This is a genomic window from Nonomuraea sp. NPDC049758, assembly GCF_040674635.1.
Lineage (GTDB): Bacteria > Actinomycetota > Actinomycetes > Streptosporangiales > Streptosporangiaceae > Nonomuraea.
Map to the genome: position 1 here is coordinate 219812 of NZ_JBFAMZ010000010.1, position 26091 is coordinate 245902.

The 26091-nt window shown below is 73.8% G+C and carries 27 protein-coding genes; 15 read left to right on the forward strand and 12 right to left on the reverse strand.

Annotation, left to right across the window (positions count from 1 at the left end; translation table 11 throughout):
* The first annotated feature begins 147 nt into the window (after nucleotides 1-147).
* Nucleotides 148-420, forward strand: coding sequence for a hypothetical protein (locus AB0J46_RS26875; protein ID WP_364336535.1), 273 nt, complete (start codon nucleotides 148-150; stop codon nucleotides 418-420).
* Between the two features lie 32 nt (nucleotides 421-452).
* On the opposite strand, the gene AB0J46_RS26880 is transcribed toward AB0J46_RS26875, so the two are convergent.
* Entirely contained in the window at nucleotides 453-1016 is a 564-nt protein-coding gene (locus AB0J46_RS26880; protein ID WP_364336537.1) for a TetR/AcrR family transcriptional regulator, read from the reverse strand.
* Nucleotides 1017-1107: 91 nt separating this feature from the next.
* Between AB0J46_RS26880 and AB0J46_RS26885 the strand changes: the two genes are divergently transcribed.
* Both AB0J46_RS26885 and AB0J46_RS26890 read left to right on the forward strand, forming a co-directional pair.
* Nucleotides 1108-1491 carry a nuclear transport factor 2 family protein gene (locus tag AB0J46_RS26885; RefSeq protein WP_364336539.1) on the forward strand — a complete coding sequence of 128 codons (384 nt, stop codon included), beginning with the start codon at nucleotides 1108-1110 and terminating at the stop codon, nucleotides 1489-1491.
* An 8-nt stretch (nucleotides 1492-1499) separates the two neighbouring features.
* Complete coding sequence (locus tag AB0J46_RS26890; RefSeq protein ID WP_364336541.1) at nucleotides 1500-2504, forward strand: NAD(P)-dependent alcohol dehydrogenase; 1005 nt, start codon at nucleotides 1500-1502, stop codon at nucleotides 2502-2504.
* Nucleotides 2505-2578: 74 nt separating this feature from the next.
* On the opposite strand, the gene AB0J46_RS26895 is transcribed toward AB0J46_RS26890, so the two are convergent.
* A complete protein-coding gene (locus AB0J46_RS26895) occupies nucleotides 2579-2809 on the reverse strand; it encodes a DUF6289 family protein (RefSeq protein ID WP_364336543.1) in 231 nt (76 codons plus the stop codon).
* 191 nt (nucleotides 2810-3000) lie between these two features.
* On the opposite strand from AB0J46_RS26895, the gene AB0J46_RS26900 reads away from it, so the two are divergent.
* Complete coding sequence (locus AB0J46_RS26900; protein ID WP_364336545.1) at nucleotides 3001-5289, forward strand: polysaccharide lyase 8 family protein; 2289 nt, start codon at nucleotides 3001-3003, stop codon at nucleotides 5287-5289.
* Between the two features lie 16 nt (nucleotides 5290-5305).
* On the opposite strand, the gene AB0J46_RS26905 is transcribed toward AB0J46_RS26900, so the two are convergent.
* From AB0J46_RS26905 to AB0J46_RS26915, 3 genes are all read right to left on the reverse strand, one after another.
* A complete protein-coding gene (locus AB0J46_RS26905) occupies nucleotides 5306-6565 on the reverse strand; it encodes an FAD-dependent oxidoreductase (RefSeq protein WP_364336547.1) in 1260 nt (419 codons plus the stop codon).
* Nucleotides 6566-6634: 69 nt separating this feature from the next.
* Complete coding sequence (locus AB0J46_RS26910; protein WP_364336549.1) at nucleotides 6635-8245, reverse strand: multicopper oxidase family protein; 1611 nt, start codon at nucleotides 8243-8245, stop codon at nucleotides 6635-6637.
* The gene (locus tag AB0J46_RS26915) at nucleotides 8238-8666 is read right to left on the reverse strand and encodes a hypothetical protein (protein WP_364336551.1); all 429 of its coding nucleotides are present in this window, start codon (nucleotides 8664-8666) and stop codon (nucleotides 8238-8240) included. The genes AB0J46_RS26910 and AB0J46_RS26915 overlap by 8 nt, the downstream gene beginning before the upstream one ends.
* A gap of 105 nt (nucleotides 8667-8771) precedes the next feature.
* On the opposite strand from AB0J46_RS26915, the gene AB0J46_RS26920 reads away from it, so the two are divergent.
* Genes AB0J46_RS26920 through AB0J46_RS26930 form a run of 3 tightly spaced genes read left to right on the forward strand, consistent with a single transcriptional unit; the run spans nucleotide 8772 to nucleotide 12720 of the window.
* The gene (locus tag AB0J46_RS26920) at nucleotides 8772-9671 is read left to right on the forward strand and encodes a LysR family transcriptional regulator (RefSeq protein ID WP_364336553.1); all 900 of its coding nucleotides are present in this window, start codon (nucleotides 8772-8774) and stop codon (nucleotides 9669-9671) included.
* Between the two features lie 59 nt (nucleotides 9672-9730).
* A complete protein-coding gene (locus AB0J46_RS26925; RefSeq protein WP_364336555.1) occupies nucleotides 9731-11149 on the forward strand; it encodes a hypothetical protein in 1419 nt (472 codons plus the stop codon).
* Nucleotides 11150-11160: 11 nt separating this feature from the next.
* Entirely contained in the window at nucleotides 11161-12720 is a 1560-nt protein-coding gene (locus tag AB0J46_RS26930) for a hypothetical protein (RefSeq protein ID WP_364336557.1), read from the forward strand.
* Between the two features lie 4 nt (nucleotides 12721-12724).
* Here AB0J46_RS26930 and AB0J46_RS26935 read toward each other — a convergent pair whose 3' ends face one another.
* Nucleotides 12725-14020 (reverse strand): SDR family NAD(P)-dependent oxidoreductase, encoded by a 1296-nt coding sequence (locus AB0J46_RS26935; RefSeq protein ID WP_364336559.1) that lies wholly within the window; start codon nucleotides 14018-14020, stop codon nucleotides 12725-12727.
* Nucleotides 14021-14079: 59 nt separating this feature from the next.
* Between AB0J46_RS26935 and AB0J46_RS26940 the strand changes: the two genes are divergently transcribed.
* Nucleotides 14080-15846 (forward strand): AAA family ATPase, encoded by a 1767-nt coding sequence (locus AB0J46_RS26940; RefSeq protein ID WP_364336561.1) that lies wholly within the window; start codon nucleotides 14080-14082, stop codon nucleotides 15844-15846.
* A gap of 46 nt (nucleotides 15847-15892) precedes the next feature.
* On the opposite strand, the gene AB0J46_RS26945 is transcribed toward AB0J46_RS26940, so the two are convergent.
* Nucleotides 15893-16882, reverse strand: coding sequence for a pyridoxal-phosphate dependent enzyme (locus AB0J46_RS26945; protein WP_364336563.1), 990 nt, complete (start codon nucleotides 16880-16882; stop codon nucleotides 15893-15895).
* 125 nt (nucleotides 16883-17007) lie between these two features.
* On the opposite strand from AB0J46_RS26945, the gene AB0J46_RS26950 reads away from it, so the two are divergent.
* From AB0J46_RS26950 to AB0J46_RS26965, 4 genes are all read left to right on the forward strand, one after another.
* Nucleotides 17008-18192 carry a hypothetical protein gene (locus AB0J46_RS26950; RefSeq protein ID WP_364336564.1) on the forward strand — a complete coding sequence of 395 codons (1185 nt, stop codon included), beginning with the start codon at nucleotides 17008-17010 and terminating at the stop codon, nucleotides 18190-18192.
* 46 nt (nucleotides 18193-18238) lie between these two features.
* Entirely contained in the window at nucleotides 18239-18652 is a 414-nt protein-coding gene (locus tag AB0J46_RS26955) for an SRPBCC family protein (protein ID WP_364336566.1), read from the forward strand.
* A gap of 181 nt (nucleotides 18653-18833) precedes the next feature.
* Nucleotides 18834-19526, forward strand: a complete 693-nt coding sequence (locus AB0J46_RS26960; RefSeq protein ID WP_364336568.1) for a GNAT family N-acetyltransferase — start codon at nucleotides 18834-18836, stop codon at nucleotides 19524-19526.
* Nucleotides 19527-19798: 272 nt separating this feature from the next.
* Entirely contained in the window at nucleotides 19799-21025 is a 1227-nt protein-coding gene (locus AB0J46_RS26965; RefSeq protein ID WP_364336570.1) for an MFS transporter, read from the forward strand.
* Between the two features lie 17 nt (nucleotides 21026-21042).
* On the opposite strand, the gene AB0J46_RS26970 is transcribed toward AB0J46_RS26965, so the two are convergent.
* Together AB0J46_RS26970 and AB0J46_RS26975 are read right to left on the reverse strand one after the other, a co-directional pair.
* Nucleotides 21043-22053, reverse strand: a complete 1011-nt coding sequence (locus AB0J46_RS26970) for a saccharopine dehydrogenase NADP-binding domain-containing protein (RefSeq protein ID WP_364336572.1) — start codon at nucleotides 22051-22053, stop codon at nucleotides 21043-21045.
* Between the two features lie 39 nt (nucleotides 22054-22092).
* On the reverse strand, nucleotides 22093-22599 hold the full coding sequence (locus tag AB0J46_RS26975) for a helix-turn-helix domain-containing protein (protein ID WP_364336573.1): 507 nt from the start codon (nucleotides 22597-22599) through the stop codon (nucleotides 22093-22095).
* Between the two features lie 80 nt (nucleotides 22600-22679).
* On the opposite strand from AB0J46_RS26975, the gene AB0J46_RS26980 reads away from it, so the two are divergent.
* Both AB0J46_RS26980 and AB0J46_RS26985 read left to right on the forward strand, forming a co-directional pair.
* Nucleotides 22680-22898 carry a hypothetical protein gene (locus tag AB0J46_RS26980; RefSeq protein WP_364336575.1) on the forward strand — a complete coding sequence of 73 codons (219 nt, stop codon included), beginning with the start codon at nucleotides 22680-22682 and terminating at the stop codon, nucleotides 22896-22898.
* A 240-nt stretch (nucleotides 22899-23138) separates the two neighbouring features.
* A complete protein-coding gene (locus tag AB0J46_RS26985) occupies nucleotides 23139-23501 on the forward strand; it encodes a hypothetical protein (RefSeq protein ID WP_364336577.1) in 363 nt (120 codons plus the stop codon).
* Between the two features lie 30 nt (nucleotides 23502-23531).
* On the opposite strand, the gene AB0J46_RS26990 is transcribed toward AB0J46_RS26985, so the two are convergent.
* Together AB0J46_RS26990 and AB0J46_RS26995 are read right to left on the reverse strand one after the other, a co-directional pair.
* Nucleotides 23532-23861: a DUF3140 domain-containing protein gene (locus AB0J46_RS26990; protein ID WP_364336579.1), complete on the reverse strand. Its 330-nt coding sequence runs from the start codon at nucleotides 23859-23861 to the stop codon at nucleotides 23532-23534.
* The gene (locus AB0J46_RS26995; protein WP_357972288.1) at nucleotides 23858-24097 is read right to left on the reverse strand and encodes a DUF2945 domain-containing protein; all 240 of its coding nucleotides are present in this window, start codon (nucleotides 24095-24097) and stop codon (nucleotides 23858-23860) included. The genes AB0J46_RS26990 and AB0J46_RS26995 overlap by 4 nt, the downstream gene beginning before the upstream one ends.
* Before the next feature lie 168 nt (nucleotides 24098-24265).
* Here AB0J46_RS26995 and gdhA point away from each other — a divergent pair, with 168 nt between their 5' ends.
* Complete coding sequence (gdhA, locus tag AB0J46_RS27000; RefSeq protein ID WP_364336581.1) at nucleotides 24266-25609, forward strand: NADP-specific glutamate dehydrogenase; 1344 nt, start codon at nucleotides 24266-24268, stop codon at nucleotides 25607-25609.
* Nucleotides 25610-25676: 67 nt separating this feature from the next.
* Here gdhA and AB0J46_RS27005 read toward each other — a convergent pair whose 3' ends face one another.
* Nucleotides 25677-26090, reverse strand: a complete 414-nt coding sequence (locus AB0J46_RS27005; protein ID WP_364336583.1) for a cytidine deaminase — start codon at nucleotides 26088-26090, stop codon at nucleotides 25677-25679.
* Nucleotide 26091 lies beyond the last annotated feature (1 nt).

The following is a 26091-nucleotide window of genomic DNA, read 5'->3' on the forward strand; positions in this document are numbered from 1 at the left end:
CGCCCTCCCCCCGGGGCGACCGCGCACTGCCCTGCGGGCCCGGTCGCCGCGCTCGCGGCCCCGTTCGACGACGGTGTGCCGGGGCCGGGCGCGGAGCTGCCGCCGCTGTGGCATTGGGCGGCGTTGGCGCGCTGGCCCGTCTCGTCCGTGCCGGGGGGCGACGGGCCTCCCGTACGCGGCTCGTTCCTGCCGCCCGTCGGCCTGCTGCTGCGGATGTTCGCCGAGGTCGTGTTCCACGGGCCCCTGCGGGTGGGCGGGACCGTACGCAGGCAGAGCACGGTGGAGTCGGTCACCGAGAAGTCCGGGCGGTCGGGACGGCTGGTCGGCCGCGGGACGGCGGACGGCTTCGCACTCGACCTGACCGGCCCGGTGGGCGCGACGACCGTCCCGCACGCCACCCTGACCGCGACGGCCCGGTAGGCGCCGCTCGGGGGCTACGCCGTGACGGCCCGTCAGGGGGCGATGACGTGTTCGGCGAGCTCGCGGGCGGCGGTGGCCGGGTTCGTGCCGGGGCGGGTCGCGCCGACGGCGAGGGTGCCGTCGATGAGGATGAGGAGCTGGTCGGCGGCGTGGTCGGGGTGCGGGTGGCCGAGCGCGGTCAGCTCGCGCGCCAGCAGCTCGTGCACCTGCCGGCGATAGTCCCGGGTGATCTCGTGCGCGGGATGGGCGGGGTCGGTCAGGCCGAGGTCGGCGGCCAGGTAGCGGCAGCCGTGGAAGCCGGGCATGGCGACGATCTCGCCGATCCGGTCGAAGACGGCCAGCAGGCGCTCGCGCGGATCGTGGCCGGCGGCGTCCATGGTGCGGCGGTAGTCGGCGGCGTCGGCGTCGGCGGCCGACCTGAGCACCTCGACGATCAGGCCGTCCTTGCCGCCGAAGTGCTCGTAGAGCGAGCGCCGGGCCACGTTGGCCGCCTTGAGCAGCGCGTCGACGCCGACATTGACGCCCTGGCTGTAGATCAGCTGGTCAGCGGCGGTCAGCAGGCGCTCCCGGGGGCCCGGTCCCGTACGAACAGTCATGGGTTCAGGTTGCCACGGGTTGACGAGTAGATCAACCGGTCGATATACATAGATAGACCGATCGATCTACCCGCTTCCTTCTGGAGGAACCGTGTCCTTCCCCACCACCGCCGACGTCATGGAGCGCTTCAACCGGGCCTTCGTCGAGCGTGACCGTCACCTGCTCGACGACCTGGTCGCCGAGGACTGCGTGATGGAGTCCGTCCAGCCGGCCCCCACCGGGGAACGCGTCACCGGCCGCCAGGCGTGCCTGGACTGGTGGGGCGCGCTCGTGGACGACCTGACCAGCGCGTTCGAGCCGCAGGAGGTCATCGTCGCCGGTGACCGCGCCACCATCCACTGGCACTACCGCTACGGCACCGGCCCCTCCGACTGGGTCAGCGGCGTCAACCTCATGCGCGTCCGCGACGGGCAGATCGTCGAGGCGCTCGGCTTCAGCAAGACCGCCGGCGAAGTTCCCCTGGCGACCGCCTGATGAACGTCATGCGCAGCTACCACGTCGACAGCGGAGCCGGCATCGAGGGCCTGTCGATCAAGGAACACCCCGTCCCCACTCCCGGCCCCGGGCAGGTGGTGGTCGCGGTGCGGGCCACCTCCCTCAGCTTCCGCGAGCTGATGATCCTGCGCGGCGACTACGTGCTCCCCGTCAAACCGGACGTGGTGCCGGTCTCCGACGGCGCCGGCGAGGTCGTCGCGACCGGCCCCGGCGTCGAGTCGGTCGGCGTCGGCGACCGGGTCACCGCCACCCTGTTCCCGAGCTGGCAGGACGGCCCGTTCGCGCTGCGGCACCTGCCGCAGCTCGGCGGCTCGCTGGACGGCATGCTCACCGAGTACGCGCTGCTCGACGAGCACGCGCTCGTGCCGATCCCGGCCCACCTGTCCTACGAGGAGGCCGCGACGCTCCCCTGCGCCGCGGTCACCGCCTGGAACGCCCTGACCGGCGACGGCACCGGCCCGCTGCCCGGCCGGACCGTCGTCACCCAGGGCACCGGCGGGGTGTCGCTGTTCGCGCTGCAGTTCGCCAAGGCGCTGGGCGCCCGGGTGATCGCCACGACCAGCAGCCCGGCCAAGGCCGAACGCCTGCACGCGCTGGGCGCCGACGAGGTCGTCGACTACCGGGCCACCCCCGACTGGCCGGCCCGGGTGCGCGAGCTGACCGGGGGCGAGGGCGCGGAACACGTCATCGACGTCGCCGGCGACCTCGGGCTGTCGCTGGCGGCCACCGCGATCGGGGGCCAGGTGGCCAGTGTCGGGTTCGTCCTCGGCGACCCGCCGCCCCTCGACGCGCGGGCGGTCTTCAGCGCCGGAGCCACGCTGCGGGGCATCGCCGTCGGCAGCCGCGCGCAGTTCCTGGCCATGAACCGGCTCATCGAGGCCCACCGGCTGCGCCCGGTCATCGACCGCGTCTTCCCCTTCGACCAGGCGCCCGACGCCTACCGCCACTACACGTCGGGCGGGCCGTTCGGCAAGGTCGTGATCACCGTGTGAGCCGGTCGGCCCCGGGCGCCGGCCGGACGCGGCGGGCGAGGCGTGCCCGCGGAACACCTCGCCGAGCCGGCCCCCTAGCAGGGGGTCTCGTAGAACTCCGGGTACGAGCCGCGGGTGCCCACCCACGTCACGTCGCCCACGCAGTTCTCGTACTTGACGCCGACCAGCGTGGTCCGGGTGGAGTCGCTGTAGTAGTACGTCTCGCAGTGGTAGTCGATCTGGCAGGCGCGGGCCTGGGCGGGCGAGCCGAAGACGGTGAGCGTGCCGAGGGCGAGCAGGACGGCGAGCGATGCGCGACGAATCATGGAGATCCTCTCTGAAGCGAGGAAGCGCTACTGCCCCTGATGATCGATCGCCGGAGCGAACAGTTCAATACGGTTCATCACAGTTCAATGCCCCCGATGCCGGGTACCCCGTCGCGAAGGCGAAATGATCGCCCCTGTCACCGACATAGGATCTTTTCATCTGGTAGATGGCCGATTGTCGAAAGGCTTCCATGACCCACCCCCTCAGCCGCCGGTCCGCCCTGCTGGGGGCCGCGGCCGTGGCCGGAATCGCCCTGTGGGAGAAGCCGGCCGAGGCGACCGGCGCCGCCGCGTTCGACGCGGCCCGGGAGCGATGGGTGAGCCTGCTGGCCGGCGCCACGTACGACCCGGCGTACCTGGACAAGACGCAGGCCGTCGAGGGTTCGGCCAACGCGGTGCTGCGCAAGATGGACCCCGCTCCCGGCCGGCCGAGCCTGTGGCCCGACCTGCCGCTCGACGACCCCCGTACGGGTAACTTCAACCGCGCCTACAACCGCATGCGCACGCTGGCGCTCGGCTGGGCCACGCCGGGCACCGACATGCACCGCGATCAGCGGGTCGCCGAGACCGCGGCCAGCGCCCTGGACTTCCTGTACGAGCACGCCTACCGCGAGGGCCTCGACCGCCGCGGCAGCAACTGGTACTGGTGGGAGATCGGCGTCCCGCGCGCGCTGACCGACACCTGCGCCCTGCTCTACGACGGCCTGCCCAAGGACGACCTGCGCCGCTGGCTGCGCCCGCTGCGCCACTGGTGCCCCGACCCCGAGCGCCGCGTCAGCCACCCCGGCGTGGTCGAGACCGGCGCCAACCGGGCGAGCAAGGCCATGGCGGTGGCGATGCGCGGGCTGCTCACCCACGACGCCCGCCTGCTCAAACGGGCCAGGAAGGCCGTCTCCGACCTGCTGCGCCGCACCGGCGGGCCGGGCGACGGCTTCTACCGCGACGGCTCCTTCATCCAGCACGGCGTGTTCCCCTACAACGGCAGCTACGGCGTGGACTACCTGGAGAGCGTGGCCAAGCTGATCGCCATGCTGGCCAGGTCACCGTGGGAGATCCGCGACATCGGGAACGTCTACGACATCGTCGACCGCTCGTTCACGCCGTTCATCTTCGACGGGCTGATGATGGACTGCGTGCGCGGCCGGCAGATCTCGGTGCAGGGCCACCGCGACCACCACTCCGGGCAGAAGGCGGTCGAGGCCATCCTGACTCTGCTGGAGACGGCGCCCGAGCGCCACGCCCGGCGCTGGCGGCCGATGGTGAAGGGCTGGCTCACCCGCAACCAGGCCGTCCCGTACGCCGCGGTCGCCCCGCTGGCGAGCGTCGCGCGGGCGGAGGCGCTGCTGGCGGACGCGTCCGTGCCGGTCGGCCCCCGCACCACCGGCACGTACGTCTTCGCCGACATGGACCGGGTCGTGCACCGGCGTCCCACCTGGGCGTACGCGATCGCGATGAGCTCGGAGCGCATCGGCGCGGCCGAGGGCATGAACCAGGAGAACCTGCACGGCTGGTACACCGGCGACGGCATGACGTACCTCTACACCGCCGACCTGACCCACTGGAACGACGACCTGTGGCCGACGATCGACCCGTACCGGCTGCCGGGCACCACGGTCGACACCCGCGGGCGCGCCGACCTCCCGCACGGCGCGCGCCGCCTGCCGCCCACCCCGTGGGCGGGCGGCGCGGCGCTCGACGGCGAGTACGGCGTGGCGGCGATGAGACTGATCGCCGACGGCTCCTCGCTGCGGGCCAGGAAGGCGTGGTTCCTGCTCGACGACGGCGTGATCGCCCTCGGGGCCGGCATCACCGCCTCCGACGGCCGCCGCGTCGAGACCGTCGTGGAGAACCGCAACACCCACGGCGCCCATCCCCCGCTGACCCGCGGCGACGGCTGGATCCACCTGTCCGGCGTGGCCGGGTACGCGCTGCTCGACGGCGCCGAGGCCAAGGTGATCCGCGAGCGGCGCACCGGCCGCTGGCGCGACATCGACGCCGGCGCCACCACCGGCGGCGACCGGACCCCCGTCACCCGGCACTACACGACGATCCTGGTGGACCACGGCGTCGATCCGCGCCGGGCCCGCTACGCCTACGCCGTGCTGCCCGACGCCACCTCCGAGCAGACCGCGGCCTACCGCGGGCGGGTCGAGATCCTGGCCAACTCCCGCACGGTGCAGGCCGTCAGCCGGGACGACCTGATCGCCGCCGTGTTCTGGCGCGCGGGAGCCGTCGAGACCCCGCACGGGCCGCTGGCCGCCGACGGGCCGTGCGCCGTGCTGCTCCGCCACGACCGTCATCGGGTCCGGCTGGCCGTCTCGGACCCGTCCAGGACCGCCGACGAGGTGCGGATCAAGCTGCCGTGGCCGGTCAGGTCGGTCAAGGAGGGCGACCGGGGGGTGCGCCGGTCCAAGCGGGCGGTCAAGGTCGAGGTCGGCGGCAGCCGCGGGCACACCCGCACGGCGGTCCTGCGCGTCTGAGCGGGGGCGTCGCCGTTCAGGAGACGCCGGTGGGGGTGTGCGGCAGGAGCTCCGCCATCGGGACGCCGGGGTCGGCCAGGCGGCGCGGATCGGCGGTGTGCCCGGCGGCGACCAGGGCCCGGAGGTGGCCGGCGGCGTCTTGGCCGTCCGTCTGGCCGTCCATGGTCAGGGCGGCCACCGGGACGCCGCGGTCGAGCCAGAAGGCGGTGAACCCGGGCTCCCCCGGCTCGCCCCTGGTGACGACGCGGTCGGAGGTGGTGGGCAGGCCGACGTATTCGAGGGTGGAACCGTACTGCGTGGAGAAGAAGTACGGGACGTGGTCGATGACGACCGGCTCGCCCACCAGCGTGGCCGCGGCGGCGGTCCCGTGGACGACGGCGTTGTCCCAGTGCTCGATCCGGACCGGTTTGAGGTAGCGCGGGTGCCGGTGGCGGGCCACGTCGCCGGCGGCCAGCGCGGCCGGGTGCGAGGTGCGCAGGTGACCGTCGGTGACGATGCCGCCGTCCACGCGCAGCCCGGCCGCCCCGGCCAGCTCGGTGCGGGGGACGGCGCCCACGGCGACCACGACGAGGTCGGCCGGGACGCGCCGCCCGGCGACCGTGCGCACCGCCTCGACCGAGCGCGTCCCGAGCACGGCCTCGACGCCGTCGCCGGTGAGCAGCTCGACGCCGTGGTCGAGGTGCCGGCGGGCGACGGCGCCGCCGATCCGGTCGCCCAGCACGTGGTAGAGCGGCGTGGGCAGCGGGTCGACGACGGTCGTGCGCACGCCGAGCGCGCGGGCGGCGGCGGCGACCTCGCAGCCGAGCCAGCCGGCGCCGACCACGACGACGGCGGAGGCCGCGCGCAGGGCCGCGCCGAGGCGTTCGCTGTCCTCGCGGTCGCGCAGGTGGTGGACGCCGTCGAGGTCGGCGCCCGGCACCCGGAGGCGGCGCGGGCGGGCGCCGGTGGCGATCAGCACCTGCCCGAACGGCAGCTCCACGTTGCGCCCCAGCTTCACCCGCCGGCCGTCGAGGTCGAGCAGGGTGGCGGGGGCGCCGAGGGCGAGGGCGACGTCCTGGGCGGCGTAGAACCGCGGGTCCAGGACGTCGAGCTCGGCGGCCCCGGTGGTGCCCAGCAGGTAGCCCTTCGACAGCGCGGGACGCTGGTAGGGCAGGTGGTGCTCGGCGCCGACGAGCGTGAGCGGCCCGTCGTAGCCGTGGTCGAGCCGCAGGGCCCGCGCGGCCTGGGCGCCGGCGAGGCTGGCGCCGATGATGACGATGCCGGGATCGGCGGGCATGGGGACGCTCCTTGTGAACGGGACCGGGGTGGCGCGAGGGGTCAGGCGGCCTGGAGGCCGGCGCGGGGGTCAGACGACCTGGAGGTTGGCCATCATGGCCATGTCCTCGTGCTCGGCGTTGTGGCAGTGGAAGAGGTAGCGGCCGCGGTAGCCGTCGAACCGGGTGATGATCTCCACCGACTCGCCCGGACGCAGGGAGACGGTGTCCTTCAGGCCCGCGTCATGGGGCAACGGCGGCCGGCCGCTGCGCGCGAGCACCCGGAAGCCGACCAGGTGCAGGTGGACGGGGTGGTGGACGTCGGCGACCATCCGCCACACCTCGACGTCGCCGAGGCCCACGGTGACGTCGGACCGGTCGGGGTCGAACGGCAGCCCGCCGATCAGCCAGCCGCGGCCGTCGTTCATCCGGCCGGCGCGGAAGGACAGCTCGCGCACCCGTACGGCGTCCTCCCGCCGCCACTCCGGCAGGTCGGTGGACAACACGCGCGGGACCCGGCTGTCGTCGGCCGCGGCGCGCGCCACCCGGAAGGCCATCACGTCCCGGGTGCGGCCCGAGCCGAGCCGGTTGACGATCCGGACCCGCCCGCCGACCGGGACGCGGGCGAAGTCCACCACCACGTCGTAGCGCTCGGCCGGCGCGATCGGCAGGACCCGGTGGGTGACGGGGGCGGCGAGCAGCCCCTGGTCGGCGCCGATCTGCACGAGGTCGAGCCGCCGCCCGTCGTCGAGCACGGCTTCGAGCTCGTAGTGGCGGGCGTTGGAGGCGTTCAGCAGGCGCAGCCGGTAGCGGACCGCGTCCACCTCGTGGACCGGCCAGGGGGCGCCGTTGACCAGGATCACGTCGCCGAGCACCCCGGCCATGTACGGTTCGAGCACGCCCGGCCGCTCCCGCAGGGTGGGGTCGAGGGCGGGGTAGGCGAGCTCGCCCTCGGCGGTGAACGCCCGGTCGGCGATCATGAGCGGCAGCTCGCGCGGCCCCGCGGGCAGGCCGAGCGCCTGCTCGGCGTCGTCGCGGACGATCTGCAGCCCGGCCAGGCCGCGCCAGATCGCGGGGGCGGTGAAGTCCATCCGGTGATCGTGGTACCACAGCAGCGTCGGCCGCTGGTCCAGCGGGAAGGTGTAGTCCCTGGTCCGCCTGCTCAGCACGGCCCGGGGGTCGCGCATGTTCCCCATGCCGGAGCCGTGCGCCATGTGCATGGTGGGCTCCGTCCAGCCCTCGGGCAGCACGAGGTCGGTCGGGTAGCCGTCGGAGGCGGCCGGGGTGCGCCCGCCGTGCAGGTGGACGACGGTCGGCACGGGCAGGTCGTTGCGGTGCGTCACGGTGATCGGCCGGCCCCGGCGGGCCTCGATCGTCGGCCCGGGGAAGGTGCCCCCGTACGTCCAGGCCCGGGTGCGCACGCCGGGCAGGATCTCCAGGGTCGTCTCGCGCTGGACGATCTCGTAACGGTCGGCGCCGCCCGCGGTGCCGGACGGCGCCAGCACGGCGGGGATCGGCAGCGGCACCTGGAACGGCGGCGGCAGCGGCAGGTCGCTGCGCAGCTCGGCGCCGGTGATCGAGGGCCGCCGGGCCATCGCGGCCGAGGCGCCGAGCCCGGTGGCCGCCATCAGCCCGAGTGCGCCGCCGATGCCGAGCGCCTGCCGCCTGGTCACGCCGCGGGCCGGCCGGTCGTGCTCAGGCATCGCGGGCCGCCCGACGCGGGAAGGGGCGGCGCCAGACGTCGATGAACTGCACCGTGAGCGCGGCGACGGTCGCCACCCCCAGCGGGATGTGCAGCCACAACGCGCCGTCGAGCCCGGCGAAGTACTGCGCCGTCTCGGCCGCCACCACCGCCGCCGTGGCCAGGAACGGCCCGCTGCGGCGCAGGCGCGCCCACAGCACGATCGTCACGATCAGCTGCAGGTAACCGATGGAGGTGACCGCGTCGGCGCCGAGGGAGTGCCAGCGCAGGCTGTCGTAGTCGCCGGTCAGGTAGACGCCGGCGAACACCGGCTGCCCGGCGATCGCCACCATGTGGGCGCTGACCGTCGCCCGCAACGTCCAGCCCACGGGTGCCGTGCGGCGCGTGGCATCGGCTCGCGGCCCGTCGAGCACGCTGAGCATCGAGGGTCCTCCTCATGTCCGTCCTGGTGAAACGCCTCCGACGCTATGGCTCCCGAGTTATCTTGTCCAAGATCTATATTGCTATGGTGTTATGTGTTGGGAGGCATGATGGATCTGAACGCCCTCCGCCAGTTCCTGGTGGTGGCCCGGCTCGAACACCTCAGCGCCGCCGCCGAGGAGCTGCGCGTCGCGCAGCCGTCCCTGAGCCGGACGATCGCCCGCCTGGAGGGCGAACTGGGCACGCCGCTGTTCGACCGCGGCGGCCGGCTCCGCCTGAACGGCGCCGGCACGCTGTTCCGCGGCTTCGTCGAACGGGCGCTCGGCGAGCTCGACGCCGGACGCCGAGCCGTCGCCGAGGCCGCCGAGGGGTTCGGCACCGTACGCCTGGCCTCGGAGACCTTCCTGACCCTCACCGGGCCGCTCGCGGCCTACAAGCGCGCCCACCCCGCCGCCGAGATCGAGCTCCACTGGGCCCCCGCCGACGACATGACCCGCCGCCTGCGCGCCCAGGAGTTCGACCTGTGCGTCGCCTCCCAGCCGATCCACGCCGACGGGCTGGAGGCGGCCGAGCTGCTGGACGAGCCGGTCGGGCTGGCCACCGCGCTCGACCACCCGCTGGCCGGCCGTACGTCGGTGACCATCGACGACCTGGCCGACCAGCCCTTCGTCACCGCCCGCAAGGGACACTGGCAACGCCGGCTGCTCGACCGGCTCTTCGCCGCCAGGGGCCGCACGCCGCGGATCGTCTGCGAGGGCGACGAGTCCAGCGCCATCGCCGACCTGATCAGCACGGGGCTCGGCATCGGGCTGGTCCCGTCCCTCGCCCGCCGCTCCACCACCCGCGCCCCGCTGGCCTGGGTGGACGTCGACGACCCCGACTGCCGCCGCACGCTCACCCTGTTCTGGGGCGCCGACAGCCACCTGTCCACCGCCGCCCGCCTGATGCGCACCACCATCACCAGCTGGGACTGGCTGGCCGGCGAACCCCAGGAAAAACGCTCCTGACCGGCTCGGCGTGATCCGGCCGGTTGATCCCCGGTGGCCGGTTCCGCCACGCTGGGCACGTGGTGTACGGGAAACGGGCCAGGATCAGGCTCCCGGTGGTGGAGCTGGGCGACCGCCGGGCCCTGGAACGATGGCGGCCGGCCGACGAGGAGACGGTGGCGCGGGCCCGGCGGCTGAAGGAGCAGGCGCTGCTCGATCTCGGCATGACGCACAGCGCGATCGCGTCCTGGATCTACAGCAAGTGCTCGCACCAGATCCCGACCACGGCCGTGGACACCGCGGCCGTGCTCGCCTCCGGGCACGGCACCTGCCTGCTGCTGTACAACCCCGGCTTCTTCGTCGCCCTGGGGCTGGAGGGCGTGCGCTTCGTGCTGTTCCACGAGGCCCGGCACCTGGTGCAGCGGCATCTGTTCGCCGATCCCGTCCTGCGCGACGACCCGGTCTTCACACTGGCCTGCGAGGTGGCGATCAACCACGTCGCCATGGTCCGGCTGCGCCAGACCGGGCTGCCGGAGATCGGCGGCGAGCCGGTGGGCGTCGATCCCGCGCTGATCCACCGCGCCTACCGCGACGACCTGACGGCGCAGGGGCTCGACTGGCTGCCCTACGACGACTTCGTGGCCACGGACATGGACGTCTACCGGGAGCTGCGCAGGATGCGGCACCCGCCCGTACCGGGGCCGCTCTGCGTGCACCTGCTGCTGGAGGGCGCCGGGCTCGACCAGGAGACGGTGGACAGCGTCGGCTCCGACGTGCTGCGCAGCGTGCTGATCGCGGCCAGGCGCGGCGGCGCGCTCGCCCGCGGCGAACTGCTCGACCTGCTCGACCGCACCCGGGGCGGCGGCGACCGCGCCGACCGGATCTGGGGCGATCTCGGCGCGCACGCCCTGCGCGGCCGGACCGTCGCCACCCGCCGGGTGCACTGGTGGCAACAGTGGCTGGTGGACGTGCTGGCCTCCAGGCTCCGTCCCGGCGATCGGCTGGTCTACCCGAAGAAGCGCGGAGCGCTGCTGGCCGCGCTCGGCCACGATCCCGTCCTCGCGCGGCGTGGCCCCGAGCGGGTGAAGAGGCTGGTCATCGCCCTGGACACGTCGGGGTCGATGCCGGACCCGGTGGTGCGATGGGTGACCGACCTGGTCGGACAGGTGGACGGCGTGGAGGCGCGCTGGCTGAGCTTCGACGGCGCCATCATGCCGTTCCGTCCCGGCGAGCGCGTGCACGGAGGCGGCGGGACGGACTTCGGCCTCGTCCGCGACTACGTCGAAGGCCGGCACGCGGTGAACGGCGAACGGGTCGAGGAACCTCCCGACGCGGTGATCGTGCTCACCGACGGCCACGCCGCGCCGATCACGCCCGACGAGCCTGACAAATGGATCTGGCTGATCACGCCGGGCGGCGACGACTGGCCGGACCGGCACCGGCCGCCGATGGCCTGCCACCGCGTACGCCCGTTGGCGCCGGAAGATCTCAGCCCCTAGCGTGTCGGATCGTGAATGCCACGACCGTCACCTCCGTCAGGGCCCTCGACATCCACGGGTGCGCCGCCGGTCTGCTGCGCTTCGCGGCCCCGTACGAGGTGGACTCCCTCCTTGGCGATCCGATCACGCAGGGCGCCTTCGTCAGCCACGGCATGCTCAACCGGGTCGTCGCCGAGGCGCTGCTGCGCCGTCCCGGCCCGAAGCGGCTCCCGCCCGCGGACGTGCTCCTCGACCCCGGGACGTGCCTGCCCGGCCGGCTGCTCGACCTGGACGACCCCCAGGTCAACGGCCAGTTGTTCCTCTCCCCCGGGATGCCGCGCAACCTCCTCAGGCAGCTCGCGCACCAGACCTCCCGCCACGACGGCCGCACCCCGCTGCCTTTTCCCCAGGACGTGCTGGAGGCGGCGGTTACCGATAGGCACCAGTCGTTCCTGCTGCACGCCGCCGACCCCGGCCTCGCGGCCCGCGCCCTGCGGACCCTGGGCAGGGGCGCTGACCCGCACGGCGCGATCCAGGCCTGCCGCACCCTGCTGGACGCCGGGCGCACCGCCGAGCTCGCCGAGCTGGTGCAGCACGACATGCTGCCCGATGTCCGCTGGGGCGCCGGGGAGGCGGAGCCGAGCGTGAGCGCGTACGCGCGGGCCGCCCTGACCAGCGAGGAGGGCGCGGCGCGGCTGCGTGAGGTGAGCGAGCGCCTGCGGCGTCCCGAACGGCTGCGCTCGGCCGCCGAGCTGGCCGACGCCGCCGCCCGCGCGCCGTACGGCGGCGCGCGGTCCCGCCCGGTCGTCCACCGGCGGCACCCGTCGATCCCCCGGGTGGACTGGGCCGCCGTGCTCGACGGCGAGCCGGAGCGGCGGCGACGCGAAGGCCCGCTGCCCTACCGGGCGGCCAGGCTCATGGCGCAGCGCGCGGACGTCCCTGAGGAGCTGCTGCTCCTGGCCGTCGCCGACCATCCCGAGCTGGCGCCGCTCGTCCCCAGCCCGTCACCCGCGCTGCTCGCCCTGGTCCGCGACCGTTTTCCGGCGGTCGGCGCGGGCGCGGTGGCGAAGGTCGCCGGGAACGGCTACGTCGCCGGCACGCTGACCGCCGAGGCGATCGTCGCCGGCCTGCCGCCCGAGGCGCTCGACCGGTACGCGGAGTCGCTGTGGCTGCCCGGCCTGCGCGGCACGGCGGCGGTCCGCACGCTGCTCGGCCGGGACGGCGACGTGCCGCTGCGCCCGTTCGTCGTGGACGAGACCGGTTCCGGCCCGCGCCGCCACCTGCGGACCCCCGGCGTACGGGCCCACTGGGACGCCGAGACCCTCTACGGCCAGTTGGCCGCCGCCGAGCTGCGGCGGCTCGGCGAGCTGACCGCCGACGAGGTGCTGTCCATGGTCAGGCCCGAAGCGGTGCTCGCGCCCCCGCCCGGCGTGCTGCCGGATCCGCGTGTGCTGCGCCGGCTGGCCGAGCTGGTCCACCGGCACCTCGGTGGCAGTCCCGAGGCATGGATGGTGGCGCTGCGTCTGCTCACGGAGGGCTTCGTCGGCACCCTGCCCGAGCTGCTGGCCACGGCGGGCGCGGTCGCCGGCTGACACCTCACCAGGGTGCGACGCGGTAGTCCTTCAGCAGGCATCCGTACGGCGGGTCGCCGGCCTCGCCGCGCAGGATCGGGTCGTACACGCGGGCGGCGGCGTCCACCGCGTCCAGCGGCGGGCGGAACCCGGCGGCGGCCCGGCGGCGCCGGTCCGGGTCCGGCTGCTGGTCGGAGAACCAGCCCGGGTCCACGCTGGTGACGTAGACCCCGGCGGCGGCCAGCTCGGCGGCGCTGGTGAGGGTCAGCATGTTCAGCGCGGCCTTGGCCATGTTGGTGTGCGGGTGCTCGGGCCCCTTGTACACCCGGCCGAACTGGCCCTCGGCGGCCGAGACGTTCACCACGTACCTGCGCGGGCGCGGCGAGCCCACGAGCAGCGGGCGCAGCCTGCCGATCAGCAGGAAGGGCGCGGTCACGTTGATGAGCTGCACCTCCAGCAGCTCCACCGGGTCGACCTCGTGGACCAGCCGGGTCCAGGAGTTGTCCGGCGCGGGGTCGGGGAGCAGTCCCGCGACGTCCACGGCGGTGTCCGGCGTTCCCTCCTCCGGCGGAGGCGTCTGCCCGGCGGTCAGCTCGGCCGTCCGCTCGCCCGCGAGCAGCGCCTCGTAGGAGGCGGCGGGCGGACGCACGGTCTGGGCGGCCAGGTTCACCAGGATGTCCAGCGGCTCTCCCGCGGTCACCTGCTCGTCGCACCACCGCACCACCGCCGGGACGTCCCGCAGGTCCATGCCGGTGACCGTGAGCCGGTCGGCCCACTTCTCGTGACCGGGCACGGCGGCGAAGCGGCGGCGCGCCTCCTGCGGGAACCGGGTCAGCGCGGTCACCGCGGCCCCGTCCCGCAGCAGCTTCAGCACCAGCTCGAACCCGGCCTTCACCCGGCCGCCGGTGACGACGGCACGCCTGCCGGTGAGGTCCGTACGGGCCGTGCGCCGCCGCGCGTTCTCCTCGGCGCACACCGGGCAGAGCCGTTCGTACCGCTCGTCGGCCGCACGGAAATGGGCCTTGCAGACGTAACACCTGGTCAGGCCGTCGATGCGCGAGGACGGCTCGGCCGTGCGGGCGACGGCCCCGGCGGCCGGGCCGGGGACGCCGGTCATGACGGCCGGAGCGGGGACACCGGCGAGCGCGGCCGCGTCCCGCTCGACGAGCCGCCGCCGCTTCCCGGCCCGTTCGTGGTGCCGCGTCCTGCTGAGGAAGGCCCGGGCCGCTTCCCGGACGCGGACGAGATCGGGATCATCCTCGGGCGCCTCGGCCAGCTCGGAGAGCACTCTCAGGCACGCCTGCAGGTCGTCGTCGCGCACAAATCAGATGATATTGCTGGGTCTGTCCCGCTCTACTGAGATCCATGGGAGGAACACGGGTGACGTCGAAGCTGGCCGACTTCATCGACGCGATGATCGAACTGGGCATGACCGGCCAGGTCTTCGGCCCGCACGGCATCGGCAAGACCTCGACGTTCTTCTCCCACCTCAGGGACCGTTACCGCCTGGTGTACGTGCCGGCCGCCAACCTGACCCCCGACGACCTGCTCGTCAACGCCCCGGTACGACAGGACGGCCGGCTCGTCCTGCGCCAGCTCATCATGAGCCGGCTCAAGCCCGGTCGCCCCTTCGTCCTGCTGATCGACGACTCGTTGCAGGCCGGCGACCTCATCCAGGCGCAGCTCATGCAGATCGCGTCCTCCTGGACGCTGGGCGAGCACGACCTGCGCGCGCTCGGCTGCGTGGGCGTCTTCCTCACCGACAACGAGTCGGTGGAGGAGACCGCCGCACGCCGTACCGACCTCGCGATCCTGGACCGCATGACGACGCTGCGGATCACCGCGGCGGACACGGCCTGGCGGCAGGCGCTCTCCCGCAGGTTCCGCGGCACCGACCTGTCCGGGGTCTTCCGCGTGTGGGCCTCCCTGCCGGCCGAACTGCGCCACCGGTTCTCCCCGCGCACGCTGGAGCACGTGCTCGACTGCGCGCTGGCCGGGTTGCCGCCGCATTGGGGCCTGCCACTGCTCAACGGCGAGCGGCTGCGTCTGGCGGTGCCCCGGCCCGACGGCACACCCGGCCCGGACCAGGCGCCGGAGATCCTGGCGCGGATCGTCACGGAACTGCGCCGGGCGGGCGCGGACGTGCCCGCGCCCGGCCATCTGCCCGACGCGGTCCGCAGGGTGGTCCGCGAGGCGCTGCGGCGGCGCTGGGCCGTGCTGGTCCAGGGCCCGCCGGGGTGCGGCAAGACCGAGGTGGTCAAGGAGGTCGTCCGGGAGGAGCTGGGCCGCGACCCGATCTACTTCTCGCTGCCAGTCACCAACGTCGAGGACCTCTGCGTGCCGCTCCCCACCGCCGACGGCACGCTCGACAACCTGCTCGCCGGGATCTTCGTCGGCCCCGAGCCCAAGGCGATCGTCTGGGACGAGTACAACCGGCCCAAGGACCGGTCGGCCTTCGCCAGGCTTATGGAGGTCACCCAGGAATGGTCGCTGGCCGGGCGGCGCATCGAAGGGCTTCAGGCGCAGGTCGCGCTGCAGAACCCGCCGTACCATCTGGGCCGCAGGCTGCTGGTCGCGCGCAACACGATCGCGCAGGCCTCCCGCTTCACCGTCTCCCTGGACATCGGCCCGGACGACATCCCGGCGAACGAGTGGCTGATCGCGCGGTACGGCGCGGTCGCCGAGACCGTCCTGGAGTGGTGGAAGAACGACATCGACGACGAAGGTCGCGCCTGGCTCACCAAGCGCACCCTGGAACGCCTGATCAAACTGCACGGCCGCGGGCTGCCGCTGGAGATGGCGAAGATCTATCTGGGCGACGGGGAGTATGCGCCCGTCCCGCTCACCGACCTGGAGGCCAGGCTTGCCGACCGGCGGGTGACCGGGCTTCGCGAGCTGACCGACGACCTCGACGGCTGGGCCGAGCGACTGCGCCGGGCGGCGGACGAGGGCCCCGAGGGCACGGACGCGAGCGACGTCGTGCACCGCGTCCTGGCCAACGCCGAGCTGTCGCAGCTGCGCGCCCACCGGGGCACCGCCGCCCGTCTGGCGCCCCTGCTTCCGCCCAAGCTCAAGGCCACCTACCTGGTGGGGGTGGACGGCGAGCGCCAGCGTTTCTGGATCGATGTCTTCACCGGCCGGCCCTGACCCCGAGGCGCCGTCCGCGCCGTCCGCGCCGGGAAGCGGTCGTGGTCTACGGCGGGGGTGCGCCGATCCAGCGGCGGTAGGCGTGCATGTCGACGTTGGCGCCGCAGACGATGATGACCACGCGCCGGCCGGCGAAGCGGTCGCGGTCTTCGAGGATCGCCGCGACGCCCAGCGCGGCCGACGGCTCCACCACCAGGCCCGCGTGGTCGAGGAGCAACCGCATGCCGGCCACGATCGACTCCTCCCGCACCAGGACGGCGTCGTCGGCGACCACGAGGAGGTCGTCCAGGACGGCCGGGATCGGACGCCGGCCCGCGACGCCGTCGGCGATGGTGCGGGTCGGGCCGGTGGTGACGATACGCCGCCGTCGCCACGAGAGGGTCATCGCGGGCGCGCCCAGCGGCTGGACGCAGATCACCTCGACGCCGGGCGCGAGCTCCTTCAGCACGTGCCCCACGCCGCTGGCCAGCGCCCCGCCGCCGAGGGCGATCAACACGGCATCGTACGGCGGCACGCTGTCGTACGGCGGCACGGCCCCGGCCAGTTCCAGGCCGATGGTCGCGGCGCCCTCGCAGGTCTCGACGTCGAGGCTGTCCTCGACCAGCCGGATGCCGTGGTGCCGGGCCATGGCCGCCGCCCGCTCGCGGGCCAGGTCGAAGTCGCCGTCCACGAGCTCCAGCCCGGCGTCCAGGGCGCGGATGCGGTCGAGCTTGGCGGCGGGCGCGGAGCGGGGGGCCACGACGGTGACGTCGAGGCCCCGCCGGCGGCCGGACCAGGCGAGGGCCTGGCCGAGGTTGCCCGCGCTGGCGCACACCACGGCCCGCGCGCCGCCGTCGGCGAGCAGGCTCGCGACCAGCTCCGTGCCGCGGGCCTTGAAGCTGCGCACCGGGTTCGCCGTCTCCAGCTTGACGCTCACCGCGCACCCGAGGTGGGGCTCCAGCGCCGGGCAGGGGAACAGCGGCGTGTCGAGGAACATGGGGTCGATCATCGGACGTGCCGCCCGGATCCGAGCAGTGTCGAGCCGCGTCTCCCGCACGGCACAGGAGCGTAGCAACGGCCGGGCCGCGAGAACCCGGACACGCGGCGCGACCGTCCGTACACTTTCTGTCGCTGGTCTGCGTGGCCTTACGGCCCGGTCAAGAGAGGGCGGGGTGGGGAGCGATGAGCGAGGTCCACGGCGGCGGGCCGCCGCCGGGCGCCGCGGAGGCCGCCGGGCCGGAGTCGGTGACCTGTCACGAGGACCTGGTGAGGCTGCTGGCCGAGCAGTTCGCCCGGGCCGACGTGTCGCTGCGGGAGTTGCAGGCGCGGGCCGACAGGTCGGGCGGCGCCCGGTTGCCGCGCAGCACGTGCGCGGACATGCTGGCCGGTCGGCGCTTTCCCAAGAAGGCGGTCATGGTGGCGTTCCTGCGGGGGTGCCGCGTGCCCGACCACCAGCTGCCCGCATGGGAGCGGGCCTGGGACCGGGTGCGGATCAGCCGGCTGCCCGCCGGGTCCTGGGACGATCGCGGCTCGCCGACGTCCGACGGCCTGCAGACGTTCGGCAGCCCGCGGACGTCCGACGGCCCGCAGACGTCCGATGATCCGCAGACGTCCGACGATCCGCAGACGTCCAGCAGCCCGCAGGCGGCTGGCAGCTCGCAGGCGGCCGGGGGCGTGCCGCCGGACGCGGTCGGCTCGGCGGGAGCGGTGCTGCCGGGTGGGGTGGTGGCGGTCGTGGGCGGTGGCGGGCCGCGGCGGGCCGTCCTGTTCGCCGGGATCGCCGTGCCGGTGGCCGCCGCGCTGGTCCTGGCCGTCGTCGTCGCCCTGCGGCTGACGGGACGGCCCGAGCCGCGGCCCGCAGGTGCGTCCGGCCAGGCCGTGGACCCCGGCCAGATCGTCACCGACGACGGGCGCGCGTTCCCCCGCGGCGGGTCGAGCCGGTTCACCGTGAGCGTCAGCCCGGCCAACACCGGCGTACGGCTGATCCGCCGGCTCGACGCCGGCGTCGGCCTGCAGGACGCGACCATCACCGTGGACGGCGTGCCCGCGGCGAGGTGGCGGCCGCTGCTGGAGGACGCCGTCCACAAGTGGCGGAACCAGATCGTCGATCTTCCGCCGGGGCTGACGGCGGGCCGGCGGGCGCTCACCGTCGTCAACACGTGCGTGTCCGAGACGGGGTTCAACGAGTTCCTCTACACCGTGGAGCACCGGATCAACGGCGTCTGGTCGGTCGCCGACCGGGTCGACGTGGGCCCCGACCACCCCGCCAGCGAGGCGGCGCACGACTATCGCGTCGTGCGCGGCGACTGGGCCCACCACCAGACCTTCGCCTACCCGCCACGAAAGGAGGACTGGGACGTTCGCTAATATAGCGAAGTACTTCATAATGAAGTACGTAAACAAAGGGTTCCCCATGGCCTCCATCCGGCACGAAGTCGTCATCGACGCCTCCCCCGACCACATCTGGGACGTCCTGCGTGACGTCGGAGCCGTGCACGAACGGCTGCTCCCGGGCCGCGTCGAGGACACCAGGCTGGACGGCGATCAGCGGTTCCTGACGTTCCCCGACGGGCACGTGATCCGCGAGCTGATCGTGGCGATCGACGACGACGCCCGCCGTCTGGCCTACGCGGTCGTGGAAGGGGCGAGGCCGCCGCTGGCCCATCATCACGCCTCCTTCGAGGTCCGTCCGGAGGGCGAGGGGGCCGGTCGGCTGATCTGGATCACCGACGTGCTGCCCGACGCGCGAGCCGCCGAGGTCGGCCTGCGGATGCGGTACGGCGCGGCGGAGATGAAACAGGCGATCGAAGCCACGTCCCGCCACTAACCGACCCGGCCCCCACCCGCCACCGCCGACCCACCGCTGCGCCGCCACAAAGGCCCGGCACAGGGGCGGCACAAGGCCCGGCCACAGGGGCACCGTGGCGAGGTCACTAGGATGACCGGCGCCGGATGACCCCCGTCCCTCCAGCCGGCTCCCCCGTACCACCCGAGAGGCGCACACCACGATGGCGGACCGCGACGCCACCCCGCTCGACGACCCGGTAGGCGCGTCACTGCGCGGCCGTCATGCGCACCTCGCCCGGCGGCTCGGCGCGGCGGCCACGTACCAGGCAGAGGTGGCGACCTTCTCCTCCGTCCCGGCCGAGCCGGACGAGCGGGCGTGGGCCGACCTGGCCCGGCTGCTCGGGCCGGGCGAGCTCGCCGACCTGTTCAGCTCCCCGGCGACCCCGCCGCCCGGCTGGGAGCCGGTGTTCGCCCTCGACGGCCGCCAGCTGATCTGGGACGGCGGCGACCGCGTCCCCGCCGCGCCCGGCGACGTCACCGAGCTGGGCGCGGACGACGTCCCGCACATGCTCGACCTCGTCGCCAGGACGCGACCGGGGCCGTTCTGGGCGCGTACCCGCGAGATGGGCGCCTACCTCGGCGTCTTCGACGGCGGGAAGCTGGTCGCGATGGCGGGCGAGCGGCTGCGGCCGCCGGGCTGGACCGAGATCAGCGCCGTGTGCACCGCGCCCGAGGCGCGCGGCCAGGGTCACGCGGGCCGCCTGGTCGGCGCGCTCGTGTCGCGGATCATGGCCCGCGGCGAGCGCCCGTTCCTGCACGTGGCCGAGGCGAACACCGGCGCGATCGCCCTCTACGAGCGGCTCGGCTTCCGCACCCGCAGACCCGTGACCTTCCGAGGCTTCCGCACCCCCTGACGGCCCCGGCGACACCCCCGAGTCCCGCACCCCGCGACAGCCCCGTGACGCCCCCGGGCCGGCCATGCCGTGACGGCCCGGGTTCGGGCACCCTGCGACGCCCTCACGAGGCGGACACCCCGTGACAGCCCAGGGGAAGCGGGCACGAAGCTCCCGGACCCCGGGACGGCTCGGAACGGCCGGGGCTGCCTGAGTGGCCCGGGGCGGGCGCTGCGGTCCTGGTGGAAAACGCGTTGCCTCGGGCGCTCGGCGAAACGTATGGTTTTGCGCTCGTGGTCACAGTCGTGGAACGGGTCCTGCCGGCCCGCTTGGGGACAGGGTTCCGATGGTTGCTGGCGTCGAGCTGGCTGACGAATCTCGGTGACGGGATCGCGGCCGCCGCCGGCCCGCTGCTGATCGCGACGCTGACCCGCGACCCGCTGATGATCTCGCTGTCCGCCCTGGTGAGCTGGGCGCCGCCGCTGGCGTTCAGCCTGTACGCCGGCGTCCTGTCCGACCGGTACGACCGCCGCAGGATCGTGCTGGTCGCGAACGCCGTGCGCGCCGTGGTGCTGGCGGCGCTCGTCGTGCTCATGGCGACCGGCACCGTGACCGTGGCGACGGCGCTGGCGGCGCTCACGCTCCGGTCCATCGCCGAGGTGTTCGCCGACAACGCGACGTCCACGCTGACGCCGATGATGGTCTCCAGGGATGACCTGATCGTCGCCAACGCCCGCCTCGGCACCGGGTTCATCACGCTCAACCAGCTCGCCGGGCCACCGATCGGCGCGGCGCTGTTCGGGCTGGGCCTGACCTGGCCGTTCGCGAGCCAGCTGCTCCTGGTGCTGGCGGGGATGGTCCTGGTCTCCCGCATCACGCTGCCGGCGCCGGTCCGGCCGGACGGCGCGCCGCGTCCGAACACCGTGCGCGAGCTCGTCGCCGGGTTCAGCTGGACGGTGCGGCACCCGGCGGTCCGCACGCTGGCGCTCACCATCCTGATCTTCAACTTCACCTTCGGCGCGGCCTGGTCGGTGCTCGTCCTCTACACCCAGGAGCAGCTCGGCCTCGGCGCGATGGGGTTCGGCCTGATGACCACCATCGGCGGGATCGGCGGCCTGATCGGCACCGGCCTGTACGGGACCATCACCCGCCGGGTCAGCCTCGGCGCCCTGATGCGGATCGGGCTCATCATCGAGACGTTCACCCACCTGGGCCTGGCCCTGACCCGTTCGCCGTGGGTCGCCGGAGCCATCTTCCTGGTGTTCGGCGCGCACGCCTTCATCTGGGGCACCACCTCGGGCACCGTCCGCCAGCGCGCGGTGCCGCAGGAGCTGCAGGGACGGGTGGGGAGCGTCAACACCGTCTGCGTCTACGCCGGCCTGGTGGTCGGCTCGCTGATCGGCGGCGTGCTGGCCACCCGGTTCGGCGTCGCGGCGCCCTTCTGGTTCGCCTTCGCCGGTTCTGCGGTGTTCGTGGTGCTGCTGTGGCGGCAGCTCATGCTCATCGCCCACGACGACTGAGCAGCGGCGGCCGGCGCTCAGAGCAGGTCGTACAGGCGGACGCCGTGGGGCGCCAGTTCCTCGGGCAGGCCGGCCAGGGCCGGTAGCAGGTCGATGTGGTGCACCCCGGCGGGCAGCACGCCGCCGACGACTGCCCGCACGACGTGCGCGGCGACGACGGCGGTGATCCGGCTCTGGGAGTTGCCGGTGAGCGCGAGCGCCGCGTGCCGCTCGCCGTCGGCGGCGTCGGCCCGGACGGCGAAGTCGTCGCTCCCGACGTGCACCCGCGACAGCGTGGCCGCGACGAGGCGGCGGGCCAGGGGCGACCGGGCGGCGCGGAACACCCCGATCCGCCGCAGCCCGAACAGCAACCCGGTGGCGAACGCCGAGTCGAAGCAGACGCGGGTGACGACCTCCGGGCCGCCGCCGAGCGTGCGGCGCAGGCTGTGCTGGTCGGAGAAGTCGAGCGGGTGGGCGGTGCGGCGGCCGTGGCCGGGCAGGTCGCAGCGGCGCGGGCGGCCGGTGGCGGGCTGGGCGAGTCTGCCCACGGTCCAGGCCACCGCGTCCGCGCCGTGGCGCTCGCCCGCGCCGAGCAGCACGGTGAGGTCGACGCGCCGCGCGCCGCCGACGCGTTCGTACGCGCGCCGGGCCAGCAGATTCGTCAGCCCGGGCGCCACGCCGACGCTGAGGACGGCGGTCGCCCCACCCGCCACGGCCCGGTCCGCCAGCCCCTCCACCTGGCGCAGCAAATGGTCGGACGCGCCGACGTCGACCAGGTGGACGCCCCGCGACAGGCAGACCTCGGCGACGGCGGCGTCCGCCGGCTCGACGCACAGGACGACCACCCCGATGCTCCCGGCGTCGAGCAGCCGCTCCAGAGCGGCGACGTCGGCCAGGTCGAGCCGGACCCGGCGGACACCGGCGGGCAGCCGGGCGCGGTCAGGAGCACGCCCGGCGGCCGTGACCCGGCCCGGGAACCACTCGTCCAGAACGGCCGAGACCTGGCCGCCCACCGCGCCGTAGCCACCGATCACCAGAATCCCCGACATCCGGCCTCCTCCACATTTTTGACTATAGTAAGACTCTAGCTACTTTCGCGGGCAAGCAACGTGTCGGTCAGTGCTCCGGCCGCCCAATCGGCCCACGCCGACCCGCTCCCCCCGCGGTGCCGGACGAGCAGGACGTAACTCTCCGGCGCCAGGACGGCCAGCGCCGCGTCGGCGGCGCGCAGCGCGCTGAGGCCGGTCCGCAGCTGGCGCCACCCGTTCATGGATGCCCGCGTTGGCCTCGGCGAGCTTGCGCAGCAGGTCGGACGGGGGCGCGGCGAGCGCCTCGGCGACCCACGGCCGCTCCAGCGTGGCGAGCGGGGCGTCGTCGCCGGCCACCTCGACGTCGAGCAGCTCCTTCAGGATCGACCGTTTCGTCTCGAAGGTGAAGTAGAGCGTCTGCACGGCCACCCCGGCGCGGCCGGCGATGGCCCGCATGCTCGTCGCCGTGTAGCCGCGCTCGGTGAACAGCTCTCGGGCGGCGGTGAGCATGCGGGACCGGGCCTGGGCCGCCTTGGCCGCCCGCACGCCGGGCCTGGGTCGTGTCATCAGCGATCTTCCCGTCTTGACTGGAGCGACACTCTAGTGCAGCCTTCGTTGGAGTGCCACTTCAGCGAAAGGCAGCATTCGTGATCCACCACACCGCCACCCCCACCCGGGGCACGGCCGCCCGGCTGCTGATCACCGGCATGGAGCCGCCCGGCCAGCCGACCGGTCAGCCGACCGGTCAGCAGAACGGTCAGCAGAACGGTCAGCCGGCCGGTTTCGGGGCCGCGGCCGCCATCGCGTTCCTCGGCTGCCTGCTCGCCCTCGCCCTGCCGCGTCCCGCCCGCGGGCGTCGCGCGTGAGAGCCGACGTCGTGATCGTCGCCACCGGCCACGACCGCGTGCCCGAGATGCCCCGCTGGCCCGGACGGTCGAGCTTCCGCCAGCCGGTCATGCACGTCGCCGGCCTGCGCCGCGCCACCGACCTCGCCGAGTCGCGGGTGCTCCTCGTCGGCGCGGGCAACTCCGCCGTCGAGATCGCCGGCCTTCGGCGACCTGCGCGCCCATGGGCTGCCCGCGCCGTGGCAGGGCCCGTTCGAGCGCATGCGCACCACGGGGGTCACCGTGGCCGTCGACCAGGGGTTCGTCGGTCATCTCACCGCCGGCCGGCTGAGCGTCGTGCCGGCCGTCGTCCGTCTGGACGACCGCGACGCCGTGCTGCGGGACGGCTCCCGGCTGCGCCCCGACGTGATCCTGGCCGCCACCGGTTACCGGCCCGGTCTCGCCGGGCTGGTCGGGCACCTCGGCGTTCTCGACGACGCCGGCCGTCCGCGCCGGGACGCGCCCGCCCCCGGGCTCTGGTTCACCGGCTTCCGCCCCGCGATCGAAGGGACCCTGCGGCTGCTCCCCCTCGAAGCACGGCGCATCGCCCGCGCGATCAGCCGCCACCGCCCGGCTCAGGGCTGATCGCCCACCGGCTCTCCCGCGGCGGCCGTCTCACTTGAGCGGGTCGTGTCCCCAGTTCATCAGCGAGTAGCGCCACCGGGTATCCCGGACGTCACCGGACGGGCGTTGCGCCAGGTGCCGGTGGATGTAGCCGATCACCTTGGTCATGTGCTCGTAGTCGTGGCCGGTCCAGGAGGACCTGCCCTTGCGCAGGAGCCGGACGATCTCGCGGCCGGAGGCGTGGCCGGTCGACTCGCCGCCGCCGTCCTGCTTCTGGCCGACCTCCTTCGACTCCTCGGTGTCCAGCCAGCGTTCCAGTTCGTGCGCGGTCATGTTGACGGCCTGGCCGAACTCGGCCGCCACGTCCCGGTCGTCGCTCACTTCGCGCCCTTGTCCTTGCCCTTACGCAGGGCGGACGGCTTGTGCACGGCCTCGCGCCCGCTCTTGTCGCTGCGCACGACGTACTGCGGGTCGTCGGGCGAGGCCGCCACGGTACGGCCGGCCTCCTTCGTCCTCTTGGTGATCTTCTTCTCCACCTTGCCGCGGGCCGTGGACCCATGGCTCTTCCAGGAGACCTCGTCACCCACGGACGGATCGTCCTTGCGCTTGCCGGTCATGGGATCCGCGCTACCCCACCGCCCTCCCGCACTCGGTCAGGCGGGCAAACCTTCCTTTACCGGCGCCGTCCCGGGGCCGGGGCCGGCGTCCTCGGGGCGGGGCGGCTGCTGCTCACGCGTGGCCGAATCGTAAAGTGAGCAGGATCGCACCAGTGATGTAGGGAGCCCTTGTTGCACGAGAAACTGTCGTCGACCTACGACAACGTCCTGCGCCGGAACCCCGGCGAGGTCGAGTTCCACCAGGCGGTGCGCGAGGTGCTCGAAAGCATCGGCCCAGTTCTCGGCAAGCATCCCGAGTACGCCGAATCGAAGATCATCGAGCGGATCTGCGAGCCCGAGCGGCAGATCATCTTCCGCGTGCCGTGGCTGGACGACCGGGGCGAGGTGCAGATCAACCGCGGCTTCCGGGTGGAGTTCAACAGCGCGCTCGGGCCGTACAAGGGCGGGCTGCGCTTCCACCCGTCGGTCTACCTGGGCATCGTGAAGTTCCTCGGGTTCGAGCAGATCTTCAAGAACGGGCTGACCGGCCTGCCCATCGGCGGCGGCAAGGGCGGCTCGGACTTCGACCCCAAGGGCCGCTCCGACCGCGAGGTGATGAACTTCTGCCAGAGCTTCATGACCGAGCTCTACCGGCACATCGGCGAGTACACCGACGTCCCGGCCGGTGACATCGGCGTCGGCGGGCGCGAGATCGGCTACCTGTTCGGCCAGTACAAGCGCATCACCAACCGCTACGAATCCGGCGTGATCACCGGCAAGGGCCTGGTGTACGGCGGCGCCCAGGTACGCACCGAGGCCACCGGCTACGGCTGCACGTTCTTCGTGGACGAGATGCTCAAGGCCCGCGGCACGTCCTTCGACGGCAAGCGGGTCGTCGTGTCGGGCTCCGGCAACGTGGCCGTCTACACGATCGAGAAGATCGAGCAGCTCGGCGGCGTCGTGGTGGCCTGCTCCGACTCCTCCGGCTACGTGCTCGACGAGAAGGGCATCGACCTCGACCTGCTCAAGCAGGTCAAGCAGGTCGAGCGGGGCCGCCTGGAGACGTACGCCGAGCGCCGGGGCGAGCAGGCCGTCTTCGTCCCGGACCGCAGCGTGTGGGAGGTGCCCTGCGAGGTGGCGATGCCGTCCGCCACGCAGAACGAGATCACCGGCCGGGACGCCGCGTTCCTGGTGGACAACGGCCTGGTCGCGGTCGGCGAGGGGGCCAACATGCCGACCACGCCGGAGGGCATCAAGGTGTTCCTGGAGGCGGGCGTCGCGTTCGGGCCGGGCAAGGCGGCCAACGCGGGCGGGGTGGCCACCAGCGCGCTGGAGATGCAGCAGAACGCCAGCCGCGACTCCTGGACGTTCGAGTTCTCCGAGCGCCGCCTCCAGGAGATCATGCAGGACATCCACGGCCGCTGCCTGCAGACCGCCGACGAGTACGGCATGCCGGGCAACTACGTGGCCGGCGCCAACATCGACGGCTTCCGCCGGGTCGCCGACGCCATGCTGGCGCTGGGCCTCATCTGACCGCGCCGGCGACCCGGCCTGCCCTTCCGCCCCGGCCCGCCCTCGCCGGCGCGGCCTGCGCGAGAGGTCAGGCCGGGTCGCCGGGAGGCAGCTGGTGGTCGGCCCAGACGTAGGTCTCGGGCAGCAGGTCGATGACGGGGACCGTACGGAGACGGTCGCCGTCGCCCACGATGACCTGGAGGGCCGGGAAGTAGTCCAGCAGCACCTGACGGCAACGGCCGCACGGCGGGACGACCCCGCGCTCCCGGTCCCCCACCGCCACGATGGTGTCCAGCTCGTACGCGCCCTGGGCGGCCGCCGCGCCGATGAGGACCAGCTCGGCGCAGGGCCCGCCGGTGAAGTGGTAGGCGTTCACCGCCGTCACGATCCGGCCGTCTCGGGCGCGCGCGGCGGCCGCCATGGTGTGGTTGTCACCCCGGCACCGAGTGCGGGCGACCTCCGCGGCGGCCTGGACGAGTTCGCTGTCGACGTGCCGGCTCACT